Annotated in this window: 7 protein-coding genes; 5 read left to right on the top strand and 2 right to left on the bottom strand. The window is 55.0% G+C overall.

Going from position 1 to position 6870, the window contains the following annotated elements; translation table 11 throughout:
• Positions 1 to 69: 69 nt before the first annotated feature.
• The 5 genes from FJ146_18835 to FJ146_18815 all read left to right on the top strand — a co-directional run bounded on the left by FJ146_18835 (position 70) and on the right by FJ146_18815 (position 5971).
• On the top strand, positions 70 to 498 hold the full coding sequence (locus FJ146_18835) for a hypothetical protein (protein MBM4254028.1): 429 nt from the start codon (positions 70 to 72) through the stop codon (positions 496 to 498).
• Complete coding sequence (locus FJ146_18830; protein ID MBM4254027.1) at positions 491 to 709, top strand: HEPN domain-containing protein; 219 nt, start codon at positions 491 to 493, stop codon at positions 707 to 709. Before FJ146_18835 ends, FJ146_18830 begins: the two co-directional genes overlap by 8 nt.
• Positions 710 to 916: 207 nt before the next feature.
• On the top strand, positions 917 to 3748 hold the full coding sequence (locus FJ146_18825) for a DEAD/DEAH box helicase (GenBank protein ID MBM4254026.1): 2832 nt from the start codon (positions 917 to 919) through the stop codon (positions 3746 to 3748).
• Positions 3749 to 4041: 293 nt separating this feature from the next.
• On the top strand, positions 4042 to 5322 hold the full coding sequence (murA, locus tag FJ146_18820) for a UDP-N-acetylglucosamine 1-carboxyvinyltransferase (GenBank protein MBM4254025.1): 1281 nt from the start codon (positions 4042 to 4044) through the stop codon (positions 5320 to 5322).
• Positions 5323 to 5425: 103 nt separating this feature from the next.
• A complete protein-coding gene (locus FJ146_18815) occupies positions 5426 to 5971 on the top strand; it encodes a hypothetical protein (GenBank protein ID MBM4254024.1) in 546 nt (181 codons plus the stop codon).
• On the opposite strand, the gene FJ146_18810 is transcribed toward FJ146_18815, so the two are convergent.
• Both FJ146_18810 and FJ146_18805 read right to left on the bottom strand, forming a co-directional pair.
• Positions 5962 to 6141, bottom strand: coding sequence for a hypothetical protein (locus FJ146_18810; protein ID MBM4254023.1), 180 nt, complete (start codon positions 6139 to 6141; stop codon positions 5962 to 5964). The genes FJ146_18815 and FJ146_18810 overlap by 10 nt on opposite strands.
• Positions 6142 to 6157: 16 nt before the next feature.
• Positions 6158 to 6870 (bottom strand): transposase (locus tag FJ146_18805; protein MBM4254022.1); only part of this gene is annotated, 713 nt, incomplete at its 5' end.

Genomic DNA, 6870 nt, shown 5'->3' with positions numbered 1-6870 from the left:
AAACTTTTGTCAACGCAGCTTTGAAGGTTTTTTATTTTTTTCCAAACCACTTTCTCCTGCTATAAATGTATGAACATAGCGTCTCTAGCCGGCCGCCGGTATGCCACGGTCCCCGACATGTCTACAGGAGCCGCAGTGTTTGAGCGTTTACGCGCCAAGGCGGTCCCACTCGATGAGGTAAATCTCCTCATCACATCGGAGCTTACCCGCGTGATCGGGGCTTGTAAGCCTTTAGCAGTTTATTTGTTTGGTTCCGGCGCGCGCGGCACTATGACTGAGGCATCCGATCTGGACTTGCTAATCGTTCTTGATGACCATGATGACATGAAGGTCGCCAAGGCTGGCTATTATCGCAGTCGGAAAGGTGTCGTTTGGCCCGTTGACGCTATTTTCATGACCGGGTCAGAATTCGTCCGGAAATCCAAGGCTGGTGGAGTTGCCATGATGTGCATGCAAGAGGGCCGGCTGATTTACGGTGGGGACATCAGCCATGACTAAACAAGGTAAATTTGAGAAGATTCATGCGGATGAACTGATGCTGATTGCTGAACAGGATCTTGAATCAGCGAGGGCACTTGCATCCGTACAAGCGGGACGACCCGAGAATATTTTTTTACTGGCGCAGCAGGGTCTCGCAAAGGCCTTAAAGGCCATCCTTTGCTGGCGTGAGCAGCCCATACCGTTTGTGCACGATAGCGGAAGTCGGTAAGGCGATCGTTTGGTGCCAGACGCAGTTGACCGAGGGTTAAGGTCACCTAGCCAAAAGGCTTAGAGAAGCACGGTATCATCAGTTACTTACCCCTGACGCCCCATGACCAGGTAAAGGCAGACAGCAAAAAATCTGTTAGAATAGAGCCATCCCCTCTCCCCCGCACTGCTAATTCCGGCTGCTACCGGCCCAACTACCGAGTAACCGTTGCAGAAAGCCGCTAAACTCAACCTGCTTGATCATTTCTATGATTACCTGGACGAAGCCGACTGGCTCGAGGGTGTCGATCTTTATCACGCAGGTAAGGTCAATGGGCTCCAGACCTACGACGGTCTGGTCATGGCGACTGTCATTGCGTCGAGTCGGGCGGAGGTCAGGCTCAAGATTCACCCAGCCGGTCACGTGATCCAGTGGATTGAGTGCACCTGCCGGAAAAACCGTGCACTCGGTCATTACTGCGAGCACATAGCCGCCTTCATGATCCACATCGATCGCGAAAAGCCGCAATTGCTTGCCAGCCTCGATGCTGCCGCACCTTTGAAGCCACCATCGTCACCAAAGCGCAGCAAAGTCACGGCGCCAGTGGCTGACGTCAAAGAGGGCAAGGCCAAAAAGAACGCCGCAGGCGCCACCCAAACGATTATCGATCACCTTAAAGGGAACATCCAAGGGGTCTCGCTGCTGGCACATGGCCCGGGTCTGCGTGTCCGCATCGAACTTAAACCAGGCCACGTCACCCACTATGACCTGGGACTTGATGCGGCTGCCGCCTTTCTCAAATCCCATGTGAATCTTGAGGCCGCTACAGCTGAAGTCAAGGAACTCGTCGTCAGTGAAGATGCCGTGGAGCTGGGTACGCGTCTCACACAACCTGACCCAGATAAGATCGTGGCTGAGCGCGGCGTGATTTTAAGTTTACATCCCCGTAGCAAGTTAGCGCCGGATCAGCGGCTCAGTTTTGAGCGCGGTAACTACCATAGGCGTGCCAACGACCAGGCGGGCGGCGACAAGGCGGAGCACTTCCTTTTTGTCCACGGTAAGGCCGCCAATCGGTTCCTCGGCGATCAATACTTCTTCCTACCCGGCCACGGCTATTATCCTATTCGTCGCCATCTAACCTCCACCGCCTGGAACGAGCTACCGCTCACGAAAACCTATAAAGACGACGAGGCCGCCGAGTTAGTGCAACGCGGCTTCGACGAATACGCTCGCGTCGGACCGCTTTATCTGGACGACGCCCTGGCAGATACAGCGATCGTCGAGGCCCCTGAGTTATCCGAGATCATGTTTATCGCTGAGGAGGACGGCTGGTTCCGTCTTGATCCTCGCTACGGCACCGGTCGCGGCAGTATCTCCATGGCGACTTTGATGCAGCAGTATCGCTCCAAGCGCCGTAAGTTTGTGCGCAACGGCAACACTTGGATGAAGATCCCCGAATTCGTCACGGCCCACAAATGGGAGCTGACCGAGGACGGTCAGTCGCTCAAGGTGGACGCGCTCGGCCTACTCAGACTCAAAGCCGCCGTCGGCGACTTTGATCAGTTTGTTGGCAGCAAGCGCGCCCTCACTCAAATTCGCAGTCGCCTTGAATTTACGCCTGAGAGTAGCGACCCCGTACCGCACGATGCCAACATCACGCTGCGCGGTTACCAAGAGACCGGTCTACGCTGGCTCTGGTGGCTCTACAAAAATGGTCTCCACGGCCTGCTGGCTGACGAAATGGGTCTAGGTAAGACCCACCAGGCGATGGGATTGATGGCGGCGATCCTTAAGGAAAACCCCAACGCCAAGTTTATGGTGATTTGTCCAACGACCGTACTCGATCACTGGTTAGACAAAATTGAGCAATTCGTCCCCATGCTCAAAGGCGTCAAATATCATGGCCCGAGGCGGATGGGGATCCTCAGTCAACTTGGCAAAGAGGGTGATGCTCCCCATACCATCGTCACCAGTTACGGCGTCATGCTCCGAGATATTCGCCACCTGATGGCCCAGGAATGGGATGCACTGATTCTAGACGAGGCCCATTTTGTAAAAAACAATGGCACCGCGACCTATCAAGCTGCCTGCCGCGTACCGAGTCGCATCAGGTTATGCCTGAGTGGTACGCCAATGGAGAACCATCTGGGCGAGCTCAAGAACTTATTCGACTTCTTGGTCCCAGGATATCTCGGCTCCGATGAATATTTCCGCGACAACTTCATTACCCCCGTCACTACCGGCGAAGATCCCGAGGCCACCCTGGCGCTGCAAAAGCTGATCTATCCATTCAAGATGCGGCGCACAAAGAATCACGTTTTGAAAGATCTACCCGCCAAAGTCGAAGACCTACGTCACTGCGCTCTTTCGGACGAACAAGTTAAGATGTACCGCGACGTTATCTCACTCAAGGCGCAACCGCTCATTGCGCAGCTGCAAGACGAAGGCTCACCGGTACCGTACCTGCATGTGTTTGCTACCCTGACCCTACTAAAACAAATTTGCGATCATCCAGCACTGGTCAGCAAAAAGGGCAGCTACAAGGATCATACCAGCGGCAAGTTCGAGCTGATGCAAGAGCTGATAGAGGAGGCCCTCGGCTCCGGCCACAAAATTGTGATCTTCAGTCAGTATGTCGGGATGATCAAACTCATCACGCAGTACCTGTCAGATATCAATGTCGGACACGTCACCCTGACCGGCGAGAGCCGCAATCGCGGCGCTATCATTAAAAACTTCCAGACGGACCCAGAGATCAAGGTATTCTGCGGCTCCCTATTAGCTGGCGGTATAGGTATCGATTTAACGGCAGCATCGGTCGTGATTCATTACGACAGGTGGTGGAACGCCACTAAGGAAAATCAGGCAACTGACCGGGTGCATCGAATAGGACAAAACAAAAACGTCCAAGTGATGAAGCTGGTAACCCGCGGCACGCTCGAAGAAAAGATCGACCGCATGATTCAAAACAAAAGAGCGCTGTTTGAAAAGTTCATGGATCAAGACGAGGAGATGTTTAAAACACTGTCTCGTCAGGAGCTCATTGAACTGCTGCAATAAACATTAGCTTTATCGTAAGTGCTTTATATCGCGGCCTTGAACGACTAAGACATGAAGCGCTCACGATAAATTCATCTTTTTTGAGCTGGATGCTTAAACGCTATCTCGATTCCATCAACATCTTGCGTCATCACGTGCCCGAAAATCTTAACCAACTCGCAGTCAGTCGTTGTTTTTCGCGATTTGACGTCCGGTTGCATTTTAGTGCGCCTGACCACCTAGCCGACACACCCTAATCCTGGTAAAGATAGAAGTTTACAACTAGCCCAGCTGACGAATGGACGGGAAGCCCCATGCATAAATTTGTCATCGAAGGCGGCCGCCCACTCAACGGTGCCGTCAGACCCTCTGGCAATAAGAACGAGGCTCTACCCGCGCTGTGCGCGTGTCTGCTGACCGACGAGCCGATCACTCTGAAGCGCATGCCGCGGATCGGCGACGTCCTTACGATGCTTGAGATCCTCCAAGGCATCGGCGTACGGATAGAGTGGACGGATCACGAAACCGTCGTCCTCGATGCCAGCAAGGCCCACAGCTCCCACCCTAACTACGGCATGTGCGCTAAGGTGCGGGCTTCGATCATGCTCCTCGGCCCACTGCTAGCCCGGTTCGGCCAGGTCGAACTGGCCCCCCCAGGCGGGGACGTCATTGGCGCGCGGCGGATAGACACCCACTGGGACGGAATCACCGCCTTAGGCGGGATTCTTACCTTGGACCGCGTGATCAGTGGGCGGATGCCTAAGATCATCGGCACCGACTATTACCTTGATGAGCCCTCGGTCACGGCGACCGAGAACCTAGTCATGCTCGCCACGCGCGCCGAGGGCACCACGGTCCTCCACAACGCCGCCTGCGAGCCCCATGTGGTCGGCCTCTGCCGCCTCCTCAATGCTATGGGCGCCAAGATCTCAGGCATAGGCAGTAACCGGCTGGAGATACAGGGTGTTACTAGCCTCCACGGAGCGGTGCACACGATCGGCGCCGATTTCATGGAGGTCGGTAGCTTTCTCTGCCTGGGCGCCATCGCCAAGGGCAAGATCACCATCACCGACGTCAACGTCGACGATATGCGCTATCCGCTCAAGGTACTAGGTCGCCTCGGCATCCATCCAGAGATAGGACGCGACGCGCTCACCATCGATGGCACCAAGCCCCTGGTGATGCGCAAGGACATCGGCGACCGCATCGGTTCCATCTATAGCGGCCCGTGGCCGGCGTTCCCCACGGATCTCATGTCCGTAGCGATCGTCGGGGCGACGCAGGCCGCTGGAACTATGATCTTTTTTGAGAAAATGTTCGAAGGCCGGATGTTCTTTACCGACAACCTCATGCGCATGGGTGCCAACATTGTCCTGTGCGATCCGCACCGTATCGTTGTCACCGGACCGTCGCAGCTGTTTTGCGCCAATCTGAGCTCTCCCGACGTCCGGGCTGGGATGGCGATCGTGATGGCGGCACTCATTGCCCTCGGCAAGAGTGAGATCCATAACATCTACCAGATCGAGCGGGGTTATCAGGAGATCGATCGCAAGCTAGAGGCCCTAGGGGCAGCGATTAAGCGCGTTGCTGTGTAAACATTTGTAGTTTAGTAAATTAAGCGTGACTTTGGCGGAAACTGGCTCTATATCACGGCCGCGGCCCACCCTTTTGTCCCCGGGTCGTCGTGTGGAGTCAATCATGTTTAGTCGCAACATCGCAAACTTACTTGTCGGCCTGAGCCTATTGGCGCTTTTGCCCACCATAGCCACCACCCCAGTGATCGCTAGTGAACGCGGTAGCATAGAAGTGCACGGTTCGAGTCATGTACCGTCTTGCCCGGGATATTTTTCCACCGCCGTGTTCCAAGGTGCTGCAACCTATAGAATCTCCAGCACGAACAGCGCAGTGCCAGCTGCGGTCACGCTCGTGTACTCGCTGCGTAACGCATGGACAGGCAAGTCTTGGGCTCTCGCCCCAAAAGAACTGGCGCTTGCCAGCGGGGACGGTCACACGTGGGAGGGTGCACTCCCGGAGTTGATTGTAGACGAGCGAGGCCACCTGCATATGAGCCACCTTGAATTGGCAGTCAAACTCACCCTCGCCAGTGGCGATATCGCCTGGGACAACGGTGGGCTTGCGCCACTCGGCTTTTACAGCTTTGCTCTGCCGCAACCAACCTGCACTCCTGGCGCTCCACACCTGATGCAGTCCACGCCTATGGCATCGGCTGCTGACTACCGCTGAGCGGCACGCGCGGATTCCGGCACTAGTCTGTGAATCCGCATCATCATGTACAGTGTGAATAGTGACGCAGCGATGACGACATAGCCGACGCGGTCAAAATAGTTAATCGACCCGTCAGGCATGGTCTCGACGATGTGACCTGCGACAACCGCTCCGAGGCCTCCGGCCATCTGCTGTAGCGAAGCACTAATGAACTTCTACCACCCAATCCTCACACGCTCTTACGAGCGTGTGAGGATTGGGTGGAGTTTCGTGCTTCAGCGAGCGGGTAACCCCACCCTCCACACCTGAGGACGGTTCCCGCCCCGTGACAAAGCCTGTCAAAGCATAATTCAAGATCACGCGTGCAGCATTCACGTCCCGATCAAGCCTAAGCCCACAGCATGCGCATGCATGCACGCGCTCGGACAGTGCCTTTTTCGCGACTGCTCCGCAGCCGGAACAGCTTTGCGATGGCTTAACCTTCCTGGTGGGTATTTCGATGTAGGGAATACCAGCGTCTGCCGCTTTGAACTCCAACAATGCGAAAAACTTGCCAGGGGAGGTATCAAGAATGCTGCGATTTAACCCTTTCTTATAAGCACCACCGTGGGCTGTCATGGCCTTGATGTTCAATATCTCTGTAGCTATGAGTCTGGACTCACGCACGACACGGGCGCTGGTCTGGTGCAGAAAATCATCACGCTGATTAGCTAGCCTCTCATGGCACGAAACCAGCTTCAGCTTGGCTTTGGCCCTATTCTTGGATCCCCTCTTTTTGCGTGATAACTGACGCTGCGCTTTTTTTAGCTGGGAGTCGTGCTTTTTAAAGTGACGCGGATTTTCGATGAGATATTCGGCACGATCCTCAGCAACAATGGTGACAAAGGTAGCAGTACCCCAGTCAATCCCGACGGCCG

This window comes from Deltaproteobacteria bacterium (assembly GCA_016874735.1).
In the GTDB taxonomy this organism is placed as follows: Bacteria; Bdellovibrionota_B; Oligoflexia; order Oligoflexales; family CAIYRB01; genus CAIYRB01.
The sequence above is the reverse complement of the archived record's forward strand: the minus strand, read 5'-3'. Positions and strand labels throughout refer to the sequence as shown.

Coding starts and splice junctions, on each gene's coding strand:
- FJ146_18835 (MBM4254028.1), top strand. CDS start 70: ATGAACATAGCGTCTCTAGCCGGCCGCCGGTATGCCACGGTCCCCGAC.
- FJ146_18830 (MBM4254027.1), top strand. CDS start 491: ATGACTAAACAAGGTAAATTTGAGAAGATTCATGCGGATGAACTGATG.
- murA (MBM4254025.1), top strand. CDS start 4,042: ATGCATAAATTTGTCATCGAAGGCGGCCGCCCACTCAACGGTGCCGTC.
- FJ146_18815 (MBM4254024.1), top strand. CDS start 5,426: ATGTTTAGTCGCAACATCGCAAACTTACTTGTCGGCCTGAGCCTATTG.
- FJ146_18810 (MBM4254023.1), bottom strand. CDS start 6,141: ATGGCCGGAGGCCTCGGAGCGGTTGTCGCAGGTCACATCGTCGAGACC.